Annotated in this window: 17 protein-coding genes; 10 read left to right on the forward strand and 7 right to left on the reverse strand. The window is 56.4% G+C overall.

The genetic code is table 11. From position 1 onward, the window contains the following. Window positions 1–118 precede the first annotated feature (118 nt). A complete protein-coding gene (locus ASD8599_RS10185) occupies window positions 119–2341 on the forward strand; it encodes a sensor histidine kinase NtrY-like (protein ID WP_108830118.1) in 2223 nt (740 codons plus the stop codon). Beyond that, window positions 2338–3750 (forward strand): nitrogen assimilation response regulator NtrX, encoded by a 1413-nt coding sequence (gene ntrX / locus ASD8599_RS10190; protein ID WP_108828420.1) that lies wholly within the window; start codon window positions 2338–2340, stop codon window positions 3748–3750. The genes ASD8599_RS10185 and ntrX overlap by 4 nt, the downstream gene beginning before the upstream one ends. 21 nt (window positions 3751–3771) lie before the next feature. Here the strand turns inward: ntrX and ASD8599_RS10195 are convergent, their stop codons facing one another. Then, on the reverse strand, window positions 3772–4776 hold the full coding sequence (locus ASD8599_RS10195) for a nuclear transport factor 2 family protein (RefSeq protein WP_108828421.1): 1005 nt from the start codon (window positions 4774–4776) through the stop codon (window positions 3772–3774). A 10-nt stretch (window positions 4777–4786) separates the two neighbouring features. Continuing rightward, complete coding sequence (locus ASD8599_RS10200) at window positions 4787–5260, reverse strand: hypothetical protein (RefSeq protein ID WP_108828422.1); 474 nt, start codon at window positions 5258–5260, stop codon at window positions 4787–4789. Between the two features lie 134 nt (window positions 5261–5394). Between ASD8599_RS10200 and trkA the strand changes: the two genes are divergently transcribed. From trkA to hflX, 4 genes are all read left to right on the forward strand, one after another. Beyond that, on the forward strand, window positions 5395–6771 hold the full coding sequence (gene trkA / locus ASD8599_RS10205) for a Trk system potassium transporter TrkA (RefSeq protein WP_108828423.1): 1377 nt from the start codon (window positions 5395–5397) through the stop codon (window positions 6769–6771). 1 nt (window position 6772) lies between these two features. After that, window positions 6773–8308 carry a TrkH family potassium uptake protein gene (locus ASD8599_RS10210; protein WP_108828424.1) on the forward strand — a complete coding sequence of 512 codons (1536 nt, stop codon included), beginning with the start codon at window positions 6773–6775 and terminating at the stop codon, window positions 8306–8308. A 132-nt stretch (window positions 8309–8440) separates the two neighbouring features. Next, on the forward strand, window positions 8441–8680 hold the full coding sequence (gene hfq, locus ASD8599_RS10215) for an RNA chaperone Hfq (RefSeq protein ID WP_108828425.1): 240 nt from the start codon (window positions 8441–8443) through the stop codon (window positions 8678–8680). Beyond that, a complete protein-coding gene (gene hflX / locus ASD8599_RS10220) occupies window positions 8677–9975 on the forward strand; it encodes a GTPase HflX (protein ID WP_108828426.1) in 1299 nt (432 codons plus the stop codon). Before hfq ends, hflX begins: the two co-directional genes overlap by 4 nt. Here the strand turns inward: hflX and ASD8599_RS10225 are convergent. From ASD8599_RS10225 to ASD8599_RS10235, 3 genes are read right to left on the reverse strand one after another with little or no spacing between them, the layout of a single operon-like run. After that, on the reverse strand, window positions 9972–10403 hold the full coding sequence (locus tag ASD8599_RS10225) for a YqaA family protein (RefSeq protein ID WP_108828427.1): 432 nt from the start codon (window positions 10401–10403) through the stop codon (window positions 9972–9974). The two genes, hflX and ASD8599_RS10225, sit on opposite strands and share 4 nt — an antisense overlap. 36 nt (window positions 10404–10439) lie before the next feature. Next, window positions 10440–10988 (reverse strand): pseudouridine synthase, encoded by a 549-nt coding sequence (locus ASD8599_RS10230; RefSeq protein ID WP_108828428.1) that lies wholly within the window; start codon window positions 10986–10988, stop codon window positions 10440–10442. Continuing rightward, window positions 10985–13453: a penicillin acylase family protein gene (locus ASD8599_RS10235; RefSeq protein ID WP_108828429.1), complete on the reverse strand. Its 2469-nt coding sequence runs from the start codon at window positions 13451–13453 to the stop codon at window positions 10985–10987. Before ASD8599_RS10235 ends, ASD8599_RS10230 begins: the two co-directional genes overlap by 4 nt. 112 nt (window positions 13454–13565) lie before the next feature. On the opposite strand from ASD8599_RS10235, the gene ASD8599_RS10240 reads away from it, so the two are divergent. Both ASD8599_RS10240 and ASD8599_RS10245 read left to right on the forward strand, forming a co-directional pair. Then, window positions 13566–14438, forward strand: coding sequence for an NAD(P)-dependent oxidoreductase (locus ASD8599_RS10240; protein WP_108828430.1), 873 nt, complete (start codon window positions 13566–13568; stop codon window positions 14436–14438). Between the two features lie 139 nt (window positions 14439–14577). After that, window positions 14578–15798 (forward strand): hypothetical protein, encoded by a 1221-nt coding sequence (locus ASD8599_RS10245; protein WP_108828431.1) that lies wholly within the window; start codon window positions 14578–14580, stop codon window positions 15796–15798. Window positions 15799–15885: 87 nt separating this feature from the next. On the opposite strand, the gene ASD8599_RS10250 is transcribed toward ASD8599_RS10245, so the two are convergent. Together ASD8599_RS10250 and hemB are read right to left on the reverse strand one after the other, a co-directional pair. Then, window positions 15886–16452, reverse strand: a complete 567-nt coding sequence (locus ASD8599_RS10250; RefSeq protein ID WP_108828432.1) for a lipid-binding SYLF domain-containing protein — start codon at window positions 16450–16452, stop codon at window positions 15886–15888. A 129-nt stretch (window positions 16453–16581) separates the two neighbouring features. Beyond that, window positions 16582–17583, reverse strand: a complete 1002-nt coding sequence (gene hemB, locus ASD8599_RS10255; RefSeq protein WP_108828433.1) for a porphobilinogen synthase — start codon at window positions 17581–17583, stop codon at window positions 16582–16584. Window positions 17584–17696: 113 nt separating this feature from the next. On the opposite strand from hemB, the gene ASD8599_RS10260 reads away from it, so the two are divergent. Further along, window positions 17697–18224 carry a component of SufBCD complex gene (locus ASD8599_RS10260; RefSeq protein ID WP_108828434.1) on the forward strand — a complete coding sequence of 176 codons (528 nt, stop codon included), beginning with the start codon at window positions 17697–17699 and terminating at the stop codon, window positions 18222–18224. 44 nt (window positions 18225–18268) lie between these two features. After that, window positions 18269–21742, forward strand: coding sequence for a transcription-repair coupling factor (gene mfd, locus ASD8599_RS10265; RefSeq protein WP_108828435.1), 3474 nt, complete (start codon window positions 18269–18271; stop codon window positions 21740–21742). The last annotated feature ends 1 nt before the right edge of the window (window position 21743 follow it).

A 21743-nucleotide genomic window follows, 5' to 3' on the forward strand; every position in this document is an offset into this window, starting at 1 on the left:
ACCGTGGCCAACGGGGGACACCCCTGTTCAGGACCACACAATATGGCGGTCAGGTGCGTAATGCACCGCATCAACAGGTGGAACGAGGGTGGCAACCCGGACACATTCAAAGTGGTTGATGACGATGGGGCGTTTGCGCCGCAAACGTCGTGTGCGCAATTTTGCAACCTTGGGTTTGGTCGTGTTGGGGCCTGTTCTGGCGTTGGCGACATTTTTGGTACTCGGGCCCTTCGATCAAGGCTCATCTGCATTAAGTTTGCGCCTTATCTTATTGACTGACCTTGTTTATATCCTTGCAGTCGCAGCGCTTGTGATGGCACAAGTCGCGCGTCTGATATCCGCAAGACGGGCCAAATCGGCGGGATCGCGTTTGCACCTGCGCTTGACGGGTGCCTTTGCTTTGTTGGCTTTGATCCCGACGGTGACGGTGGCTGTTTTTGCAGGTCTGACGCTGAATGTGGGACTTGAGGGCTGGTTTTCGGATCGCGTCAGTGCGGTTGTCAGCAGCTCGCTTGCGGCGGCTGAAGCCTACGAATCGGAGCAACGCGAAGATCTGGCGGAAGATGCAGTGGCATTGGCCCGCAGCATTGATGGGGCGCGGCGTGCGGCCATCGCCCTAAGCGACAGCGAATTGCTGGGGGAAGGCCAACGCCAGATCCAGCGCGGCCTACGTGAAGCTTTTATGATAGATGGCACCGCAGACATCCGTGCGCGTGGCGATCAATCGTATCTGTTCGACTTTGAAGCCCCCGACCCAAACCAGATCATTGAAGCCCGTGAAAAAGGCCTGCTGATCATCGAAGACTGGCCCATCAACGAATTTCGCGCCCTTGTGCCTTTAGACAGCTACGCAGACCGCTATCTATACGTAAGCCGCGACGTCGACGGAGAAATTCTCGCGTTATTGGACGAAACACAAGAAACAGTGCGGCTGTACCAGCAACTCGAAAGCGATCGTGGGCGTGTTTTGTTTGAATTTGGGCTGCTATATTTAGGGTTTGCGGTGATTTTGATCCTTGCCGCCATTTGGCTGGGGTTGTGGTTTGCAGAACGTCTGTCTGGGCCCGTGGGGCGTTTGACAGGGGCGGCGCAGCGGGTCGGGGCCGGTGATCTGGACGTGAAGGTTATCGAAGAAAGCGGCGACGACGAGATTGCAATGCTCAGCCGCTATTTCAACCAAATGACCAAACAGTTGAAAGGGCAACGCGACACGCTGCTTGAAAACACGGGCCAGATTGAACGACGCCGGCGGCTGTTTGACTCAGTCCTTAGTTCGGTCACGTCGGGGGTTGTTGGTCTGGATGCCACGGGGAAAGTGACCTTTGTAAACCGCTCAGCCGCGGGCCTGTTGGATTGGCAGGAAGATCAACAATCTGTTCCGCTTTCAGTTGCCGTGCCGGAATTTGGCGCCTTGTTTGCCGTATTGCGGGCAGGGCCTGCGGAGGTCGCACAAGGCGAGGTCAAAGTAAGCCGCAAGGGGCGTATGGAAAACCTGCTGGTGCGCATGGCCACACGGCGCAATGATGATGGCCGCCGCGAAGGTTATGTTGTGGCCTTTGACGATGTGACCGATCTGGTCAGCGCCCAACGCATGGCCGCTTGGGGTGATGTGGCACGGCGTATTGCACACGAAATCAAGAACCCGCTGACGCCCATCCAGCTCAGCGCCGAGCGGATCAAACGCAAATTTGCACCCAAAGTGGGCGAAGACAGCGACAGCCTTGAGCAAATGACAGACGTCATCATCCGGCAAACCGGAGACTTGCGTCGCATCGTGGACGAGTTTTCAAAATTCGCCCGCATGCCGGAACCCGAACGCAAACCCACAAACCTGACGGAACTGGTCCAAGGTGCGGTGATGTTGCAGCAAGCCGGACAGCCCGATGTGACAATAACATCCGACCTGCCAAAATCGCCAACCGACGTCGAATTGGACGCCACGATGATATCGCAAGCGTTGACAAATTTGATCAAGAACGCAGGTGAAGCCATTGAAAGCCTGAAACAAAAAGACCCACCTGAGGATTTGGCGCCACGCGTTCACGTGACCATGGCACAACTTGGCGCCCAGGTGAAAATCAGCATCGCGGACAACGGCATCGGATTGCCCGAAGACCGTGCGCGGTTGTTTGAACCCTATGTGACAACCCGCAGTGAAGGCACCGGGTTGGGACTGCCTATTGTGAAGAAGATTATTGAAGAACACGGCGGCACTTTGGTGCTGGACGACGCCCCCGTCTTTGAGGGCCAAACCCATTTCGGGGCCATGGCGGTGATCACGCTGCCACTTAACGAAGCAGCGGCGGCCCCGCATACCCAAGAAGAGGTGACAGCAAAATGAGCGACATTCTAATCGTAGATGATGAGCGCGACATCCGGGAACTGATTTCGGATATTTTGAAAGACGAGGGCTATCAAACCCGACTGGCTGGCAATTCCGACGACGCCATGGCCGCGATCAACGCCGACGCGCCGGCATTGATGGTGTTGGATATCTGGCTGAAAGACAGCCGCATGGACGGCATCGACATTCTGAAAACCGTCAAGCGCGACAATCCAGACGTGCCAGTGGTGATCATTTCCGGTCATGGCAACATCGAAATTGCCGTCGCCGCTATCAAACAGGGCGCTTATGACTTCATCGAAAAGCCCTTCAATATCGACCAGTTGTTGGTGGTGATTAGGCGCGCGATGGAAACCAGCCGCCTGCGCCGCGAAAACATCACTTTGAAACGGCAAGAGGTCGGGTCGGGTGAAATGGTAGGCAATTCGGCCGCCTTCCGCGCTTTGATTTCGCAGCTGGACAAGGTCACCAAGTCCAACGGCCGCGTGATGCTGACAGGCCCCGCAGGCAGCGGCAAGGAAATGGCCGCGCGCTACATCCACGCCAACTCCAACCGCGCGTCGGCCCCGTTCATTACGGTGAATTGTGCAGGTGTCGCACCTGAACGCATGGAAGAAGTCTTGTTTGGTCGCGAAGGGTCTGAGCGAGGGGTTGAGCCGGGATTGCTAGAGCAAGCGCACGGAGGCGTCATCTACTTTGACGAGGTCGCAGACATGCCCGTCGGCACCCAGTCAAAAATTCTGCGCGTTCTGGTTGATCAACAATTCACCCGCGTTGGCGGCAGTGATAAGGTGCGCGTCGATTTGCGTGTTATTTCAAGCACAAACAAAGACTTGGAAGCCGAAATTGCGGCTGAAACTTTCCGTCAGGAATTGTACCATCGTCTCAATGTTGTGCCGATTGCTGTGCCGTCGCTGGAAGAACGCCGCGAAGACATTCCGATGCTCGCGGCTTACTTTATCGATCAGTTGAATGCAGCCCAGGGTCTTAGCTTGCGTGAAATGACAGACGACGCGACAGCCCTGATGCAAACGATGGTTTGGCCCGGAAACGTGCGTCAGTTGAAGAACCTGATAGAGCGCGTGCTGATCCTAAGCGACAGCACAGGTCCCATCGAAGCGCGTGAGTTGCCGGGCGATGATGAACCCAGCAGCGAAGAAGGCCGCGTTGTGTTGTCGGGTGCACTGGCCACATTGCCATTACGCGAAGCCCGCGAAGCATTTGAACGTGAATACCTACTGACGCAGATCAACCGATTTGGCGGCAACATCAGCCGCACCGCAAACTTTGTGGGCATGGAACGCTCTGCCTTGCACCGCAAGCTCAAAAGTCTGGGTGTTGTGACATCGGCCAAAGCTGGTACGCGTGTGGCCCATGTGGACGAAGACGAAGCCAAACTGGCGTAAGATACGCGCAGAACGCCTGCGCTAGATGCGCAGGCTGTCCATCCGTTGCAATACATCCAGCCCCTGCATTTTCAGGAAATGCAGCATGTCGATGAAAATCCAGTTTTCTGCCAGTTTGTCACCGTCGCGGCGATAGACGTCAATCACGCGCATGTCGCAAGGCACATGACTGGCAGGCATCCCCAAATATCCGCCGATCGGTGTGATGCTCAGGTTCGGACGCCCAAAAAACGCACCGTAGTGGCCTTCGGCAATCCGGCACAAATGACCATAAAACTGCCGGTTTTCCGTTTGGGTGCGGAACGGTTGTTGGTGTTGCCGGATGTAACGGTCGATTGTGTATGTGGCACCAATGCCTGTGGGGCCCCACCACAACATGTCGTCGTGCCAGTCCATCGCCAGTTCCTCTTGCGGGGTGGGGGGATGTTCCAGACTGTTGGCGCGATTGATGGAATCCATCATGTTCTCGATGATCTCAAGGGTCTTTGCCCCGTCTTTCGGTGCAGCATCGTCAAACTGCAACCCGTCATGCGTCATGGGTCCCGGCTGCACCAGCTCTGCGCCGGTTTGTGGCGGCAGGGGGTACACCCCAGCCTGCGCCATCAGGTGCAACAGATCACAGTAGAACGCCGTGTCGGTGATCTTGCCGTCTTCGACCTTGTTGAATTCCGCGTAGCGCAGCATCGCAATTTTGCCCGTGGGCGGAATGCCCAGAAACGGCGCATCGAACAGTCCCATCAGATGCCCCATAGAGACAACCCATTGACCTTGGTGGCCTTCGATCATGTTGTCGCCCGCGAAAAAAATGTCTTCGCGGCGCTGAACGCGCGACATTGCAGTCAAAAACGGGGCCCAGAATGTGGCTGCAACGTCTTGGGGTCCGCTTTGGTCGTTAAACGGGTGAAACCCGCGCCATGTCGCATCCGGTGTCATGGTTTGGGCCAATACGCCGGCGACGGTGTTTGGATCCGCTTTGGAAAGAGCAGCATAATGGGCGCGCACACACGCTTTGGCATCTTGGAACATTGGAAGGGTTTCAGCTTTTGTTGACGATTTGATAGGTGCCGTTTTTGTATTTGATGACGCAGGATTTTGGCGTCAACGCAGGCAATGTGGAAGTGATGGCAGGGGGGGCGGCTTTGACAATCCGGTCGGGGCAGGCGGGAATATCGACCGGTGCATAGCCTTTATCGGCCATACATTGCGCTTCGACCCGTTTACGCAAGCCCTGATTGGCATCAATGGTATAGGTCTGGCCCGGAATGTAATAGCCCGGTGTCACGTGGCACGCACCCGATGAAGAACAACTGCGCCGCGCAGGCACATACCGTGGCGGTGTGACACGCGTCTGGTTTGCAACAGGCGCATCCTTGAGGGCTTTGACTTCGCAGTTCAAAGTGTCACGCTGCACAAGCGATACCGCCGCCCCCTCGCGGTAGTATGTGGACAAAGGAACACAAGCTGTCAAAGCTGCGGCCGACAAGACAGAAAAGATCACTGGGATACGCATTTTCAAACTGTGCCGCGATTCCCGCCATCATACAATGCGTCATACAATCCGTGATACAATTGAATTGACCCATCTGGGACCATCTGTCATGAAATCCCTCCAAACCAAGGATGCCTATCAATGGATGTGACCGTATGAAGGTGATCATATGTGGGGCCGGGCAAGTCGGCTGGCAAATTGCACGTCATTTGTCAGGCGAACGCAATGACGTCACGGTCGTGGATCAGGATCCCGACCTTGTTCGCCGCGCCACGGACACGCTTGATGTGCAAGGTGTTGCGGGATTTGCGAGCTATCCCAATGTTCTGGACAAAGCCGGTGCGCGCGACGCGGATATGGTTATTGCGGCCACACATTCCGACGAGGTGAACATGGTCACCTGTCAGGTCGCCCATTCGGTGTTCGGGGTGAACCGCAAGATCGCGCGTTTGCGCAGCCAGTCCTATCTGGATGCCATTTATTCCGATCTCTATCGGCGCGATCATATGCCTATTGATGTGGTGATCAGCCCCGAACGCGAAGTGGCGGCCGCTGCCTTGCAACGGCTGTCTGCTACCGCTGCTTTTGACACCGAACGGTTCATGGAGGGGCAGGCACATCTGCTGGGGATATTGATCGACGACGATTGCCCCGTGGTCAACACACCTTTGCGGCAGCTCACGGATCTGTTTTCGACATTGCGTGCTGTGGTTGTGGGGGTCCGCCGTGACGGCGCGCTGTTTGCTCCGGCCGCAGGCGATCAATTGTTCACCGGCGACCAGTGCTACGTCTTTTCCCATGTGGATGATGTCAGCCGCACCATGGAGATTTTTGGCAAGAAAATGGCCAAACAAGAACGCATCGTCATGGTGGGGGGCGGCAACGTCGGCCTTGCTGTGGCGAAATCACTCGAAAGCCGTACGACACGGGTGCGCACCAAGATCATCGAAAAAAGCCGCGCTTGTGCAGAGCATGCCGCCGAAGCACTGGAACGTACAATTGTGCTAAATGGCGACGGGCTGGACGTGTCGTTGTTGTCCGAGGCGGGGATCAGCCGCGCCGATGCGATGCTGGCGGTGACCGACGACGACAAGACCAATATGCTGGCGGCTGTGCGTGCCAAGGCGGAAGGTTGCCCCTATGCTATTGCGTTGATCAACGATCCGACGTTGGTGCCGATGATGGAACCTTTGGGCATCGACGCCTATATCAATCCGCGTGCCACCACCGTTTCCTCTATTTTGCGCCATATCCGGCACGGACGGGTGCGGGCCGTCTATTCCATCGGAGACGCCGAAGCCGAGGTGATCGAGGCAGAAGTTCTGTCAACATCCCCGATCGCTGGCCGCCAGATCAACGAAATCGACTTTCCGGAAGGCGTGCTTGTCGGAGCTTTGCGCAAGGGCGGCAAAGTCATCCGCCCCATGGGGGACACACGGATCGACGAAGGCGACGTCATTGCCATTTTCGCACTTGCCAAGGACGTGCCCGAGGTGGAACGCCTGATGCAAGTGTCTATCGACTTCTTCTGACATGGGCACGCAACAGACGTTTTTGGACCGCATGTTGCAACTGCCTTTGTTTATGTTGCTGTTCGGGTTTGCTTCATTTTCGATGTTGGCGCCTGCGGTTCATGCGGGGCTTTTGGGACAAAACGCGACGGCGCGGGCGTTTTTATATTCCGGTATTCTGGGCATCATCATCTTTGTTCTGATCGCGCTGGCTCACGCAGGACGCGCGCCGCGGCACGGGGCTTTGGGCCCGTTGATGTCGCTGTTTTCGGCGTTTGTGTTTTTACCGCTGTTTCTGGCTGTGCCCTTTTTTGAAGGGCTGCGCACAACCAGCTTTTTGAATTCTTACGTTGAAATGGTGTCGGCAATCACCACCACGGGCGCTACCTTTTTCAATGATCCCAACCGCTTAAGTGATCCTTTACACCTTTGGCGCGCGCAAGTGGGCTGGATGGGCGGTTTGATTATGTGGATCGCGGCCTCTGCCATTCTGGCGCCGTTGAACCTTGGCGGGTTTGAAGTGACAGCGCGCGCAGAACCCGGACGCCGCAGCGAAGGCCGAGTGGGCGGTGCGCACCCCGAGGGACGCGCGCGGCTGGTGAAAGTCACAAGCACCCTGTTGCCAATTTACGTGGGGCTCACGGCATTGTTGTGGATTTTGCTGCTGGTGTCAGGCGACCGGGCCTTAGTTGCTTTAAGCCATGCAATGTCCGTGATGGCCACGTCCGGCATTTCGGCTGTGGGCGGTGTTGAAAACGGAAGCTCGGGCCTGATAGGCGAGATGGTTATGGTCTTGTTCATGCTATTTGCGTTGTCTCGACTGACGTTTTCCACCGATACAGTGACCAGCGACAGCGGTGGCATCAAAACGGACCCGGAATTCCGGATCGGGATTGCGCTTGTTGTCGGCGTGCCTTTGTTGCTGTTTGTGCGGCACTGGTGGGGGGCTTTGGACGTCGACGCCAGCGCCACGCCCCTTGAAGCTGTTCAAGCCTTTTGGGGGTCCATGTTTACGGTCATGTCCTTTGTGACAACGACCGGATTTGTCAGTGCGGATTGGGGCATTGCCCAAGCGTGGTCTGGTCTGGGCACCCCTGGATTGATCCTGATGGGGTTGTCTTTGATCGGGGGGGGTGTGGCGACGACGGCAGGTGGTGTGAAACTGCTGCGGGTGTTTGCTTTGTACCGAAATGGCAAACGCGAGATGGAACGACTTGTACATCCGTCGTCTGTCAGCGGGGCAGGCGCCATGGGACGACGGCTGCAAAAGAATGGCGCTTTCATCGCTTGGATATTCTTTATGCTCTTCGCGATTTCGCTGGCAGCGTTGGTCATTACTTTTGCTTTTCTCGGCGTACCGTTCGAAAATGCGATGGTACTGGCCATCACCGGTCTTTCGACAACGGGTCCCCTTTTGGAACATGCCAGCGAAGTGGCCATCCGGCTGCGCGATCTTACACCGGTCGCCAAGGGCGTCTTTGCTGCTGCTATGGTATTGGGAAGATTAGAAACTTTGGCAATCATCGCACTTTTGACCCCGGATTTATGGCGCGGCTGACAGCCTTGGCGTAAAGCTGCCTAGGGGTGGGTGTTTTTTGGGGTGGAAACTCCTTTGAACCTTATCCATAATCGTACCTATGCGGGTGGCTTGATCCGCAGGCCAACAACAATAAAAAAAGGCGAGACCGACATGGCTTCGGACAGACAGAATTTACAAGATGCATTTTTGAACCACGTGCGCAAAACCAAAGTGCCCGTGACAATTTTCCTGATCAATGGCGTGAAACTGCAAGGTGTTATCACTTGGTTTGACAACTTTTGCGTGCTTTTGCGCCGCGATGGTCAATCACAGCTGGTGTATAAACACGCAATTTCGACGATTATGCCCAGCCAGCCGATCAGCCTGTATGAGGGCGAAGACTCCGCTTGAGCAAAGAGCAGTTTCAAATTGACAACACGGACGGGCCAAAACTGACCCGTGCGTGGGTCTTGCACCCCGACATCAAAAGCGACCACACGCGGCGCGAGGCAGGGTACGCCTTGGCCGAAGCTGTATCGCTGGCCCATGCTTTGCCCAACCTTGAGGTTATGGGCGAAACCGTTGTCCCGTTGCCAAAACCCCATGCGGGCAAGTTGTTCGGCAAAGGCAAAATTCAGGAACTACACGACACGTTTGAAGTGGCCGAGATCGAATTGGTCTTGATCGACGGCCCCGTGACGCCTGTGCAGCAACGCAATCTCGAAAAAGACTGGGGGGTTAAGGTTCTAGACCGCACCGGTCTGATCCTAGAAATCTTTAGCGACCGCGCGGCAACCCGCGAAGGCGTATTGCAGGTTGAAATGGCAGCCTTGTCTTACCAACGCACGCGACTTGTGCGCGCTTGGACCCACCTTGAACGCCAACGTGGTGGTTTGGGCTTTGTTGGCGGTCCGGGCGAAACCCAGATCGAAGCCGACAGACGTGCCATCGACGATCAATTGGTGCGTTTGAAACGGCAGTTGGAAAAGGTTGTGAAAACGCGTGCCCTGCACCGCGCCGCCCGTGCCAAAATTCCATATCCCATCGTCGCTTTGGTTGGCTACACCAACGCCGGAAAATCCACGTTGTTCAATAAGTTGACCGGCGCGGATGTGATGGCAAAGGATATGTTGTTTGCCACTTTGGACCCCACAATGCGCCGCCTCGTGTTGCCTGATGGCCCCGAAGTTATCATGTCCGACACTGTGGGCTTCATTTCTGACTTGCCCACCGAACTTGTCGCGGCCTTTCGCGCCACGCTTGAGGAAGTGCTGGCCGCTGACATTATTTGCCATGTGCGCGACATCAGCCATCCGCAAACCGAAGAACAATCTGCCGATGTCATTGAGATCATGAAGGTTCTCGGCGTCGAGCAGGACCGGCCCACCTTTGAAGTCTGGAACAAGGTGGACGTGTTGGACTCCGACGAAGCGGATGCCGTTCAGGCCCGCGCCGACCGTGACGACATGATCTTTGCGACCTCTGCGGTCACTGGCGCGGGTGTCGATCCTTTGCTGGCGGCCATCGCCGAAGCCTTGCAGGGCGCTTTGATGTCCGAAGACCTTGTTTTGCCATTCTCAGACGGCCGCAAACGGGCATGGTTGTTTCAGGAAGATGTGGTGCAATCGGAGGCGCAGACCGAAGACGGTTTCGAGATCGAAGTGCGCTGGAGCGGCAAGCAAAAGGCGCAGTTCGCAGCCCTTTAACCCAACCATGCCAGCGTGACTGCGGCCAACACCAGATATCGCCCTGCTTTGGCCAATGTCACCAAGGCCAGAAACGGCCAAAACGGCGCGCGCAACACGCCTGCGATCACCGTGATGGGGTCGCCAATGATCGGCACCCAACTGGCCAACAGCGACCACAGCCCATAGCGGCGATACCATCGCTCTGCCTGCTGCAATCTGGCCTGAGATGCCGGAAACCAGCGCCGATCCTTAAAGCGCACCAAAAACCGCCCCAGCCCCCAATTCACCACCGCGCCCAACACATTGCCAACGGTCGCCACCATCAGCAAAACAGCCACAGGACGCGTGCCGTCCAGCATCAAGGCCACCAACACCGCCTCGGATTGAAGTGGCAGGATGGTGGCGGCAATCAGGGCCGAGGCGAAAAGGGTGAAATAGGCGATCATGGGTGCAACGCAGCCTTGATCTGGCAGGCCAGCGTGTCAGCCATCCACCCATGTTCCGCTTGCCAGATCCCCAATGCTCCAATCACCGATCCGGGCGCGGATCAATCGCAGCGTGGGGTGACCCACATGGGCTGTCATGCGGCGCACTTGTCGGTTGCGTCCTTCCGAGATTGTGATTTCCAACCAAGTGTCGGGCACGGATTTCCGAAACCGCACAGGCGGGTCGCGGTCCCACAGGTTTTCCGGTTCACCAATTTGGGCCACGCGGGCAGGGGCGGTCATGCCGTCTTTCAAGCGTACACCGTTTGCCAAATCGCGCAGGGCTTTGCCGCCCGGTTCGCCTTCGACCTGCACCCAGTAGGTCTTGGCCATTTTGTTTTTGGGCTCTGCAATCCGCGCTTGCAGTTTGCCGTTGTCCGTCAACACCATCAAACCTTCGCTGTCGCGGTCCAAACGCCCGGCGGCGTAAACGCCCGGCACGTTGATGAAGTTGGACAGAGTCGGGCGGGGTGAACCGGCAGAGCCCTTGTCGGTAAACTGCGACAGCACGCCAAAGGGTTTGTTGAACAGGATAACGCGGGTCATTGCACCTCCGGAACCAAAGTTGTGACACCTACGGCCGCCGCCCGCGCCAGATCGGCGTCCAGCGACATCAAGATGTATTCACCGCGCCGCCACAGCTGCGCCATGTCATCATAGTGGCGTGACAGGAAATGCCCCGATTGCCCTGTCGACATAATGAACACCGAACTGTCGGGGTCCGCAAAGTCGTACACGCCACGATAGCCTGCACCATTGACGTTCTGGAATGGGGCGTTTCCGGTGCCGCGCGACAGTCCACGGTTCAATGTGTTGTCGCCACCCGATGTGCTTTGACGGATGTTCACGAAATACCGCAGCAAAGGCACTTGTCCCAACGTCGGGTGATCTTGTGCCGCTTGATGCGCGTCGCCCCATCGCAGGCTTTCCAACGCACCGGAATAGCGTTCCTCAATCTCTAAAAGCGCATCATCCAGCGCCAGCCGCGCCATGTCAGGGCAGCTTTCTTTGGGCGCACTTTGGATCACGTCACACCAGATCGATGCGCCGTCGATATTGCGAAACACGCGTTCGATGAACAAAGGTTCCAGATGGGTAAAGACGCTGGCCATCGGCCCCAATTCGTCACGCATCAACCGGTCTTGCAGGGCACGCACCCAATGGCTGTAAATCAGCGGCTCTGGCAAGTGCTCGTTCATATCCCCGTTCCACGAGGCCAGCAGGGTCAGCGCCCTTTGGCGCTTGCGGGCGGGTGTGCCGTCGGGGGCGGCTTCGCCGGTGAACCAAAGCTCTGCGCCAATCAGCGGTAACAGTGACCGCGCCGTAAAACTGACTGTGTCCAGTTGCGCCTCAACAAAGCTGTCGCGGGTGTGGACTTGTCGCGCTTGCATCAGCCGTTGCCAGCGTTGCACCCGCTGCGTATCGCCCCATGAAAAGCTGACGTGACCGGGAAAAGGGCGTTCCACCATCTTGTTGTTGGTGTTGCCCAAAATACCGCCCACGGGCTGCACAAACCCCGGGTTCGAAGTATAGGGCAAGCGCCCGTCCCAGCGATTTGCTTTTCCCCACCCCAGCGTGGGCATGCGTCCTTGGCTTTGATGTCCGGTGTCGCGTCTTGGCAAGGCCCCGATGGTTTTCATGGCAATCGTATTGCGATCTGCAAGCGTGAGGTTTTGCGCTGGCGCGATATGGGCAGCGGCGGCGTCCACAGCTTGTGCCACGGTGCGTGATTGCATCACACCGATGGCTGCACTTAGCGATGTGTCGCGCGGGCTAAGGGCGGTGAAGGCCACCGACACCACATGGCCCGCAGGCGTGATGCTGCGCAGGTTTTCAAAACTGCCGGGCAACACAGGTCCGTTTTCTGTCCAGCGCAGGGTCAGTGTGATGGGATCTGCGTCTTTGATGTTAATGATCGACGGGCGCACATCAAAGGGCTTGAACCCATCGAGGCTGCGGTATTCGTCTGGATTGTCTGGATTGACCTCTTCGATATGCAAATCCTGATCGTCCGCATAGGCCGTGGTCACCCCCCATCCCAAAGCGTCGCTGCGTCCCGACAGCACCACAGGCATCCCCGGCACAGTTGCACCGATCACAGCGCCGGTGCTGAGGTTCATGCGTGCCAGATACCAGATTGATGGCGCGGTCAGCGCCAAATGTGGGTCATTGGCCAACAATGTGCCGCCTGTGGCTGATCGTGTCGGGGCGGCGGCCCATGCGTTTGATGCCCCTGCATGGCCCCGCATTTTGAAAGGCGACAAGGGGTGCGAAATCGGGGCTGGAACCTGCGCAAAACGGGGCGCATTCGGAATCAGGCTGGCATATTCAGGCAAGCTTGCTACGCCTGTGCCGGGCGCATCGGGCAGAATGTCTTGCAAACGGGCCGCGTCTGGCAGGGCCAATGACATACGAGCACGCAGAATCTCTTGTTTCAAGTGGCCCGTGCTTTGAACCGCCATCAGTTTGCCAATCGCGATGCTGTCCGCGGGACGCCAAGGGGCCATGGGGGCGTTGAAGACAAACAGCTCGGGTGCACCGCGGCCCTGCGCCCCTTTGTTGATCTGCGCCAACTGGGCATTGACGCCGCGTGCGTAGGCCTCCAGCGCCGATTGCGTGGCCGGTGTTTGCGCATCGACCGAGGCCACAGACAAGCGGTACAAATCAAGGCGCCGCATGATGGTGTCGGTTTCAATGGTTGCCGCGCCAAAGACCTCTGACAATCGCCCCTGTGCTGTGCGTCGCAACACTATCATTTGCCACAGACGGTCTTGCGCATGGGCATATCCAAGCGCGAAAAAGGCGTCCTGATCGGTGGTCGCCAGAATGTGGGGCACATTGGCGTTGTCACGCACAATTTCCAATGGGGCTTGCAAGCCGCGAACCTCGGCCGTCGCCGTGTATTCAGGCAAAGACCGCGAGGCCAGATAGTAGATCAGCAGCACAGACAAAACACACAACACAATCAGTGCTGTTGCGATCTTTACCAACCATTGAAACACCAGCGCCATAGGCACCCCATCCTGTAGATACGTCCAAAGCCTTGCAGTTTGCGTTGACCCTTGGGCTTCGACTGTTAGGTATGCATGCAGAAATACGCAACAGCTAGAGTTAGGGAAAGATATGGCCAAATTGGCATTTTTGGGATTGGGTGTCATGGGCGCGCCAATGGCGGGGCATCTGCAAAAAGCGGGCCATGACGTGACCGTATACAACCGCACCTACGCAAAAGCGGAAGAATGGGTGAAAACCTATGGCGGTGCTGCGGCCAAAACGCCATGTGACGCCGCAAAAGGCGCCGATTTCGTCATGTCGTGTGTCGGCAATGACGATGATCTGCGCGCGGTGTGCACCGGCGACGATGGGGCATTTTCCGGCATGGATGCGGGCACAGTGTTTGTGGATCATACCACCGTTTCCGCCAAAGTGACGTCTGAGCTTTTCGCCGCGGCCGACGCCGCGAACATCAGCTTTGTCGATGCGCCGATTTCAGGCGGGCAGGCGGGTGCCGAAAATGGCGTGCTGTCAATTATGTGTGGTGGCGACACGGGTGCTTTTGATCGCGCTTTGCCAATCATGGAGGTCTATTCCAAGATCTGTCGTAGAATTGGCGACAGCGGGGCCGGACAAATGACCAAAATGTGCAACCAGATTGCCATTGCAGGGCTTGTTCAGGGGCTGTCCGAAGCCCTGCATTTTGCGGACAAGGCGGGGCTGGATGGCCGTTCTGTAGTTGAAGTGATCAGCCAGGGCGCTGCAGGCAGCTGGCAGATGGCCAACCGTTTCGAGACGATGCTGGATGACCATTTTGATCATGGTTTTGCGGTTGACTGGATGCGTAAGGATTTGGGCATTTGTCTGGACACAGCCAATGACACAGGTGCGTCTTTGCCGGTGACGGCGTTGGTCGATCAGTTCTACAAAGACGTCCAGAAAATGGACGGTGGCCGCTGGGATACGTCCAGCCTGTTCAAACGCCTGCAATCTATGGGGTGACTGAGCATGAGGTGCCTGTGTATGAGGTGACTGTGCATCAAAGCCCGAAACAGCAAATTTTTGGGCTTTGGTAAGGGTTTTGTAAAGGGTTTTGCGCCTACTTTGATGTCTTAGCAGTTCAGTCATCAAAGAGCGTTGCATGCCCTCCCACATCGTGTCGGATCATACATCTATCAGTGGCACACATGCTGGCAAACTCCATGTTTGCATCTTGGACGGGGACGGGCAGGTTTGTACGTCCAACTATCCTTTGGGAAACAACAAAGATTTGCCGCTGCCTGACGTGATCAGGCTGGCCTATGGCGTGACCCCCCATCCTGATATGCCGGATGCCATTTACAACCGGATGGAACGCCGCATCCAAACGGAAGCTGGCGCGGCAGGGTTTTACTTGTGCCAAACGTCAGAAGGACACAATTTCTGGATTTCGGTAAATTTTTACAATTCCAAAAATGGGCGCGCAGTGTGCCATTTCGCAGTATCATCCCCCGTGGTTAAAGAATTTGCGGATTTCTTTTCCAACATCAAAAGCGCCGAACACACCACAAAAGGTCCACAAGACCAGCCCCCGCGAACCGCAGACCAGATCCAGGCCGACATCTCAAAATATCGTACCCTGGCAGTTACTGTCATGTCGGAGGAATTGACCAAACGTACCAAAGATCGCGATTGCCATCACCATAACGGTTTCATCTCGTTGCACAGCATTCTATCCGCTTTGGTCCAGATTGATGATTATGCCAAGCGCATCGACGGGATGTCCGCGCGCAGCAAATTGATCCCCTATCAACTGAAATTGCAAGCCGCGCGCCTTGAAGGGGGGCGTGGCCCGTTTGGTGTCATTGCAAGCAATCATCAGGAATTGACCCAATCCTTACTGGGTATCACAGAAGAATTGCGCGGCGCGTCTTCAAGCGAAATTGATGCTGTTATGGATGCGATGGCGTATCTGGCGCAAAGCACACTGGCTGCAGAGCTGATTGAAACGGATCAGGTTGATAATTGCATCGGCGATATTGATGCTGAAAGCACGCTTGGGGAATTGGAGTATCTGATTGCTGATTGCGGCCAGCAAATCCTGACTCTTTTGGCCCGTGTGGACCGATCAATTTTGAAACTTGCCGCGATCTGTCACCGCATGCGCCGTTCTTTGTCAGCAATGGAGACAACGCGCATGATGTGCAAAATTGAACGCTCTCGTTTGAACGATGGCGCCGAGGGTCTTATGGATATCGAAGACCAATTGCACCAAGTCCATGCAGACTTACTGAAATGGATGACAAAAATTGAACGCGAAGCGGACAGCGCCCTACAAATGGCGCAAGACATGAAGGATGCACGCAAACAAAAAGCGGCATAGCCTATCTTGAACGCGGTTTGGCTATGCCAGGACTTTGTGTCTTAACATCGATGATGCGCCGCCACATGTGCAACGGCGCATGCCCGATCAAGGAATGATGCGGGTGTATTTGGTACCTTCCAGCGTCGCGCCAATCCGCAAACCGGCCCGCCCGAAGACGGCTGCCAGCACGGGGGCCAGAACCGTCGTTGTTTCGGCGTTCACACTGTCGCCTTTGTCGGAAATGACATATTCCAAATCCGCACCAGCCGCCCAGCCCGGAGACCGGCGGAACCCTGTCAGTGCTTCTTGTGTCATAAAGAACAAGACATGCGCATATTGTTGTGCACCGATCTGAAAACCGCCTGACGCTTTGGTTACGGAATAGTAGTCAACTGTGCTGCTGCCGACGCGCAACGCGCCACGCCCATATGCCCCGCCAAAGCCAAGGCCCGCTTCTGTGACCAAAGGCATCACCAACATGCCGTTGGCTTTGTCAGCCAGCTGGATTGTGTTGGGGAATGATCTGTACATCTCTTGTAACGTGGCATCGACCCGCGCATCAATCAACGACGGACCCCGTCCGCCGACGCCGTTTCCGCATGCCGCAAGTGTACCCGTTGCCGCAACCGCGCCCAACGCGAATGCGCGGCGCGACAGTGTTGTATCGTTCATAATGTAAACCGCCTGTAATTGGTTTGTGCTCCGCCGGTTATCCGGTCGTTGTTGGCAGATATACGCCGATCACGCAGCCTTGTCACCTGTCATGGTGTCCATGGGCAGGAAATCGCCGCAAAAAGTGATCTATTTTCCAGCCAAAAGCCTTGCAGCCGCCGGTGCAAAATAGGTCAGAATACCATCGCAGCCTGCGCGTTTGAACGCCATCAGGCTTTCCATCATTACCTTGTCCCCGTCGATCCAACCTTGTTGGGCCGCCGCTTGGATCATGCTGTATTCGCCCGAAACCTGATAGGCATAAGTCGGGGCGCCAAAGGTGTCTTTGACCCGCCGACAAATATCCAGATAGGGCAGGCCGGGTTTTACCATAACCATGTCAGCCCCTTCGCGCAGATCGCGTTCGATCAAACGCAGGGCTTCGTCGGAATTGGCGGGGTCCATTTGATAGGTTTTCTTGTCGCCGGTCAGCGCCCCCGAGGCGCCAACGGCGTCCCGAAACGGGCCATAGAAACCGGACGCATATTTGGCAGAATAGCTTAGGATCATTGTGTTTTGGTGGCCTGCGCCTTCCAAGGCAGATCGCATTGCGCCAATACGTCCGTCCATCATATCCGATGGACCGATGATGTCTGCGCCAGCTTCGGCTTGGGCCAGTGTCATTTTGACCAATGCCTCAACAGTGCGGTCATTCACGATCTCGCCGTTTTCCACGAACCCGTCGTGGCCGTTGATGTTATAGGTGTCCAAGGCCACATCCGTCATAATGGCAATGTCGGGCACAGCGGCCTTGATGGCGCGGATGGCGCGGTTAGCATGATTGTCGGGATCCCAGGCGCCTGCGCAGTCTTCTGTGCGTTCTTCCAGCCCTGTGTAGGGAAAGATGCAGATGGCAGGAATACCAAGGTCTGCAGCATCACGCGCGGCATCGACGATTTTATCAACAGAGCGGCGAAAGACACCCGGCATCGACGGGATAGGTTCTTCAATCCCTTCACCGGACCGCACAAAGACAGGCCAGATAAAGTCGTCCACCGACAGCGTATTCTCGCGGGTCAACGCACGAATGGGTGCGGTTTGGCGGGCGCGTCGCAGGCGGGTGGCAGGAAAGGAGGCTTGTGTGGGGCGCATGCTGTGTAACCTTTTGTTGACACTTCCTTGCTGCCATGGATTTTTGCGCCTCGCAAGGCTAGGAATTTCCCTGTTCGCCCGTTATGAGGGCAAAAAGCAAATAGGCGTGTCCCTTGGATCTAAGCGAAACACTTTTGGAAATCATCGACATGCGGTCTTTCTCGAACCTGTGGTTCTGGATTGCGCTTGCTGTGATGTGGTCCACCGCCAGCCATTGGGTGCTGGGCGTGCCCAACGATATGATCGTGCGCGCACGGCGCAGCGCCGGTCAGGCAGAGGTCGATCTGGAAGATCTTGTGCGCATCAACTGCAACCGGCTGCTGTATATTGCCCAAGTGTCTGGCCTTTGGTTGTTGGGGCTGGGGTGCTTTATACTGACGGGTCTGTTCACCATGGGGCTGTTTTATGATGTGCAACTGGCGCAGGCTTTGTTTTTGCTTGGCTTTCCAATGTCGCTGGTGGGGCTTTTGAACATCTCGACGGCGCGGCTGATCGTGGACACACAGCCCAAAGGCGAAGCATTGCGCAAGCGGCTGTCGCGTCAACGCACCTACACACAAATCATCGGTATGATCGCAATTTTCTGCACTTCCTTGTGGGGGATGTATCAAAACCTGCGTGACATCATTTTCCTGCAGTGATCGTTCTTGACTTCATCCCATGCAGACACAATTGAAGCGGTCTGATGCCTAAAACACCCCATATCGCCACGTCGCATGTCACCGTCAGCGGTGCCCCTGAAGGGTTCGATGCCCAGCTGATCCTGTCGGAGCTGGCCAAAGGGGCCGCCGTGGCCCATGTCGCCCGTGATGACAAGCGATTGGTGGCGATGCAGGACGCGCTAAGGTTCTTTGCGCCGGATGTTCCGGTCGTGGTGTTTCCGGGGTGGGATTGCCTGCCATACGATCGCGTATCTCCCAACGCCGACATTTGTGCACAGCGTATGGCCACGCTGGCGGGGTTGGCGCATGGTATGCCGGAACGTTTTGTGCTGTTGACCACATTAAATGCAGCGACCCAGCGGGTGCCCGCGCGCAACTTGCTGCGCGAAGCCGCATTTTCCGCCCGCGTCGGCGACCGTGTCGATGAAAAGGCATTGCGCCGCTTCTTGGTGCGGATGGGGTTTGTGCAAAGTCCAACGGTGATGGAACCCGGTGATTACGCCATTCGCGGCGGCATCATCGACATTTATCCCCCCGGTGATCTGGGGCCCATTCGTCTTGATCTGTTTGGCGATGTTCTGGACGGTGCGCGTCGCTTTGACCCTGCAACACAACGCACAACCGAAAAGCTGGACGTCATTGAACTTGCGCCAGTCTCAGAGGTGATTTTGGACGAAGCCGCCGTGACGCGCTTTCGCCAAAGCTACCGTTTGGAATTCGGGGCCGCAGGCACGGATGATCCGCTGTATGAGGCGATTTCGGCAGGCCGCAAGCACCAAGGTGCCGAACACTGGCTGCCATTTTTCCATGACGAACTGGAAACCCTGTTCGACTACTTGCCCAACGCCACAATCACGCTGGACGATCAGCTGACAGGCGCACGGCTGGCCCGTTGGGACGGTATCGAAGACCAATATGAAACGCGCAAACTGGCGATGGACCATCGGTCCAAAAATGACAGCGTCTATAAACCTGCCAAACCCGAAGGGCTGTATCTGAACGATCTGGCGTGGGAAAGCGCATTGGTTGACCGCCGCGTGGTGCAATATTCGGTGTTGCAGCAAGCCACAGGACCGGGTGTCACTGACGCAGGAGGACGCATCGGGCGCAATTTTGCCCCCGAACGCCAACAAGAAAGTATAAGCCTTTTTGGTGCCTTAGCGGATCATATTAAAGCAAAAATGGGCCAAGGCCCAGTCGTGATCGCAAGCTACTCAGAAGGTGCGCGTGAACGTCTGGCAGGATTGATCGAAGACGAAGGCGTTGCCGAAGCGATACCGGAACCGAATGCCTCCCGTATCGGAAAGCGCGGCCTGCATCTGGTGGTTTGGGCGCTGGAGCATGGGTTTGAGACACCTGATCTGACGGTCATTTCCGAACAGGACGTTCTGGGCGATCGTTTGATCCGTCAGACCCGCAAGAAACGACGTGCTGAAAACTTTCTGACCGAAACCCAATCTTTGTCGCCGGGTGATTTGATTGTGCATGTGGACCACGGCATTGGCCGCTACATGGGTATGGAAGTTGTCACCGCTGCAGGTGCGGCCCATGAATGTCTGTTGCTGGAATATGCAGAGAATTCAAAGCTGTATATGCCGGTCGAAAACATCGAATTGCTGTCGAAATACGGCCATGACGAAGGGCTGTTGGACCGCTTGGGTGGCGGAGCATGGCAGGCCAAGAAGGCCAAACTAAAGGAACGCATCCGCGAGATGGCCGACAAGCTGATCCGCGTGGCTGCCGAACGCGCCTTGCGCAAAGCCCCTGTGTTAGAGCCGCCCCCGGGGATGTGGGACGCGTTTTCGGCGCGTTTTCCCTACACCGAAACCGACGATCAGTTGACGGCCATCGGCGACGTCATAGACGATTTGACCGGTGGATCCCCCATGGACCGGCTGATCTGCGGCGATGTTGGATTTGGCAAAACCGAAGTTGCCATGCGCGCGGCCTTTGTCGCGGCGATGGCGGGCACTCAGGTGGCCATCATTGCGCCCACGACGTTGTTGGCACGGCAGCATTACAAATCCTTTGCAGAACGCTTCCGCGGCTTTCCGATCGAAGTGCGCCAACTGTCCCGCTTTGTCAGCGCAAAAGACGCAAACGCCACCCGTGACGGGTTGGCCCGTGGCACCGTGGATATTGTGGTTGGCACGCACGCTTTATTGGCAAAAACTGTACGGTTCAAAAATCTCGGGTTGTTGGTGATCGACGAAGAACAGAAATTCGGCGTCACCCACAAAGAGCGTCTTAAGCAGATGCGAACGGATATTCACGTGCTGACGCTGACCGCGACGCCAATTCCGCGCACACTGCAATTGTCGCTTACGGGTGTACGTGATCTGTCGATTATCGGAACGCCGCCCGTCGACCGCTTGGCCATCCGCACCTATGTCAGCGAATTTGACCGCGTCACGATCCGCGAGGCGCTGTTGCGGGAACACTATCGCGGCGGGCAGTCTTTCTATGTGGTGCCCCGCATTTCGGACCTGCGCGAGATCGAAGAATTTCTGAAAGACCAGATGCCGGAACTGACCTACATCGTGGCCCATGGCCAGATGGCGGCTGGCGAATTGGACGATCGTATGAATGCGTTTTACGATGGAAAATACGACGTGCTGTTGGCCACAACAATTGTCGAATCCGGTTTGGACATCCCAACGGCCAACACCATGATCGTGCACCGCGCGGACATGTTTGGCTTGGCACAGCTGTACCAGATACGCGGACGGGTGGGGCGCTCCAAAACCCGCGCCTATGCCTACCTGACGACAAAACCACGCGCCAAGTTGACTACCACGGCCGAAAAACGGCTGCGTGTCCTGTCATCACTGGACACGCTTGGGGCCGGCTTTACGCTGGCGTCACAGGATTTGGACATTCGCGGCGCAGGCAACCTGCTGGGCGAAGAACAATCAGGCCAGATGCGCGATGTGGGCTTTGAACTGTACCAGAACATGCTGGAAGAGGCGATTGCCAAGATACGGACCGGCCAGATGGAAGGTCTGTCCGAGACAGACGACCAATGGGCGCCGCAAATCAATCTGGGCGTGCCTGTTCTGATCCCCGAGGACTATGTGCAGGATCTAGACGTGCGTCTGGGCCTTTACCGACGTTTGTCGTCGCTTAGCACAAAGGTTGAACTGGAAGGTTTTGCGGCAGAATTGATTGACCGTTTTGGCCCGCTGCCCCGCGAGGTCAACACGCTGATGCTGATCGTGCGCATCAAAGCCATGTGCAAAAAGGCTGGAATCGCAAAGCTGGATGGTGGGCCAAAAGGGGCAACTTTGCAGTTTCACAACGACAAATTCGCATCTCCGCAAGGTTTGGTGGAGTTCATCGAAAACCAGCGCGGCTTGGCGAAGGTCAAAGACAACAAGATTGTCGTGCGCCGCGATTGGACAAAGGACGCCGACAAGATCAAAGGTGCGTTTTCAATCGCCCGCGATCTGGCGGAAAAAGTCGTCGAAGAGAAAAAGCGCAAAAAGACCAAAGTCTGAT

Origin of the sequence: Ascidiaceihabitans donghaensis, assembly GCF_900302465.1 — a bacterium.
In the GTDB taxonomy this organism is placed as follows: Bacteria; Pseudomonadota; Alphaproteobacteria; order Rhodobacterales; family Rhodobacteraceae; genus Ascidiaceihabitans; species Ascidiaceihabitans donghaensis.